The sequence below is a fragment of the Microbacterium maritypicum MF109 genome, from assembly GCF_000455825.1.
Lineage (GTDB): Bacteria > Actinomycetota > Actinomycetes > Actinomycetales > Microbacteriaceae > Microbacterium > Microbacterium maritypicum_A.
On record NZ_ATAO01000202.1, the window covers coordinates 1 to 2,587 of the forward strand.

At 70.2% G+C, this 2,587-nt stretch carries 2 protein-coding genes; both read right to left on the reverse strand.

All coding sequences use genetic code 11. The features are described 5' to 3' along the window. Window positions 1-124: 124 nt before the first annotated feature. Complete coding sequence (locus L687_RS34260; protein ID WP_021200353.1) at window positions 125-1,897, reverse strand: branched-chain amino acid ABC transporter ATP-binding protein/permease; 1,773 nt, start codon at window positions 1,895-1,897, stop codon at window positions 125-127. Then, window positions 1,884-2,587: ABC transporter permease subunit (locus L687_RS34265; protein ID WP_021200354.1), on the reverse strand; the 704-nt coding region annotated here is incomplete at its 5' end. The genes L687_RS34260 and L687_RS34265, both read right to left, overlap by 14 nt.

Below are 2,587 nucleotides of genomic sequence, written 5' to 3' on the forward strand. Positions count from 1 at the left end.
GTCTTGCCCGCGCCGTTCGGGCCCACCAGCGCCAGCACCTCGCCTCCGGTGACCCGCAGCGAGACGTCGGAGATCACGGGACCGGCGCCGCGACTGACGGTGACACCGTCCAGGACGAGTTCGCTCACTTCAACAGCTCCGTCTCTCCCATGTACGCCTTGACGACGTCGGGGTTCGCCAGGACCTCGGCCTGTGGTCCGCTGGCCAGCACGCGGCCGAAGTCCAGCACCGTGAGGGTCGGGCACACGGAGCGGACGAGATCGAGGTCGTGCTCGATGATGATGAGGGCGACGCCGTAGCGCGCAGGCAGCTCCCGCAGCCTCGCGGCGAGGGCGAGATGCTCGTCATGCGAGAGCCCGGCGGCGGGTTCGTCGAGGATCAGCAGACGGGGACGGGAGACGACGTTCGCGGCGACCTCCACGAGCCGGCGTGTGCCGACGTCGACGCTCGACAGGCGTGCACGCGCGGGCGGGCAGCCGAAGAACTCGAGCACCTCGTCGATGTCGGATGCGGCGAGCCGGCGCCGGGCCACGAACCGCACGTATGCGCCAACGGTGAGCGACGGCGGCACCCGGTCCTGCTGGAAGGTCCGGCGCAGACCGAGACGCGCGCGCCGCGTGGGGGAGAGGCCGACGAGGTCGCGGTCTCCCAGGAGCACGCGCCCCGTGTGCTTCGGGAGGAACCCGCTGATCGCATCGACGAACGTCGACTTCCCGGCTCCGTTCGGACCGATGAGTCCCATGATCGACGCGGCGGGAACCTGGAACGAGACGTCGTCGAGGGCCTTCAGGGTGCCGAACTGCACCGTCAGGCCGTCGACGGTGAGCACCGGCGTCCCGGCGAGCGCCGCCTCGTCGACCGTGGCCGTGGTCGTGGTGGTGATCACCGCGGCATCCGCTCCGGCGTCAGGGGGAAGCGCCGTCAGCGCGACGGTGGCGGCCTGGCGATCCGCGCGGCGCCAGATCAGGTTGCGGATGCCCTGGCCGAGGTTCGTGCCGCTGGTGAGCGCCTGCACACCGAGCACGCCGAAGACGACGAAGCCCCAGTCCTGCGGGATGCCCCAGCGTTTGAGGAGCTCGGGGACCAGCACCCACAGCAGGCCCCCGAAGATCGCCATGTCGATCAGGTGCGCGCCCGACATGATCGCGAGCACGTAGAGGGCCAGCGACTGCAGGGGGGTGAAGCTCGAGGCGAACGGGAGTTGCACCTGACCGGCGAGCAGCCCGCCGGAGATGCCGCCGAGGGCGGCCGAGACCGCGAATGCGGTGAGCTTCGCGGTCTGCACGCTCTGTCCGGCGGCGGCCGTGCCGCGCTCGGAGAACGCGACGGCCTTCCAGCTCGATCCCCACCGGCCGCGCTGCAGGAAGAACGCGCCGAGTGCGCAGACGGCGAGCACGACGATGGAGAGGAAGAAGAACTGCCGGTCGTTCGAGAACATCTCGGGACGCTCGATCGCCGTGCCCTGAGCCGAACCGGGGAACTGGATCTGCACGAGCGTCACGTCGGCGGCTGCCGCGAAGCCCAGGGTCACGACGGCGAGGTTCACACCGCGCAGCCGCAGAGCGGGGAGGCCGACGAGAATGCCGACGAGGCCCGCCGCCACCCCGCCGAGGACCAGCCAGACGATGAATCCGCCCGGCGCCTGCATCACGTTCAGCAGGGAGACGATCCAGGCCCCCACGGCGGCGAAGGTGAGTTGGCAGAGCGCGATCATCCCTGCGGAGCCGGTGACGATGCCGAGACCGAGGATGGCGATCGCGGCCGTGACGGCGCTGATCGCGAGGAAGACGAAGTACCCCGGCAGGGAGGCGCTGAGGATCGCACCCGCTCCGATACCGGCGAGAGCGACGGCGAACGGCCAGGTGATCCGGAACCAGGGACGGTCAGCGAGCGGCATCCCACACCTCCTTGCGCTGCGTCCAGAGCAACAGGACGACGATGAACAGGAACGGGAGGAAGTTGCGCACCAGCGCCACTTCGTCGATCTGGGCGACGAGACCACCGAGCACACCCAGGACGATCCCGCCGACGACGGCGAGGTCGAGTCGTCGGAAGCCGCCGAGCAGGGCTGCCGCCGCGGCCGGGACGATGAGCATCGCGAGGCTGGTCGCGTCGTTCGACTGCGAGGGGGCCACGATGATGATCGCCATCGCGCTGATCACACCCGTGACGAACCAGACGGCGATCGACAGCGGGCGCGAGCGGATGCCGAGGAGTTCCGCCGTGGTCGGGCGCTCCGAGAGCGCGCGCAGCTGCGTGCCGACCCTGGTGCGGCGCAGCACGAGGCGGACCACGATGGCGGTGATGATCGCCATCGCGACGGTCGCGACCGTGACCTGGCTGATCACCACGCCGCCGAACGAGAACGCCGGTCCGGCGATGATCGGCGTGAACGGCTGCGGCTTGTTGCCGAAGAGGATGAACGACAGGGAGATGAGCAGCAGGAGGGGGCCGACGGTCATCGCCGAACGGGTGGTGGTGGAGGCCTCGGACAGCCAGGTCGCGGCGATGAACCCGATCGCTGCCGAGAGCAGCCCGGCCACCAGGACGCCGAGCACCGAGCCGAGCCAGATCGGCAGGTCGAGCT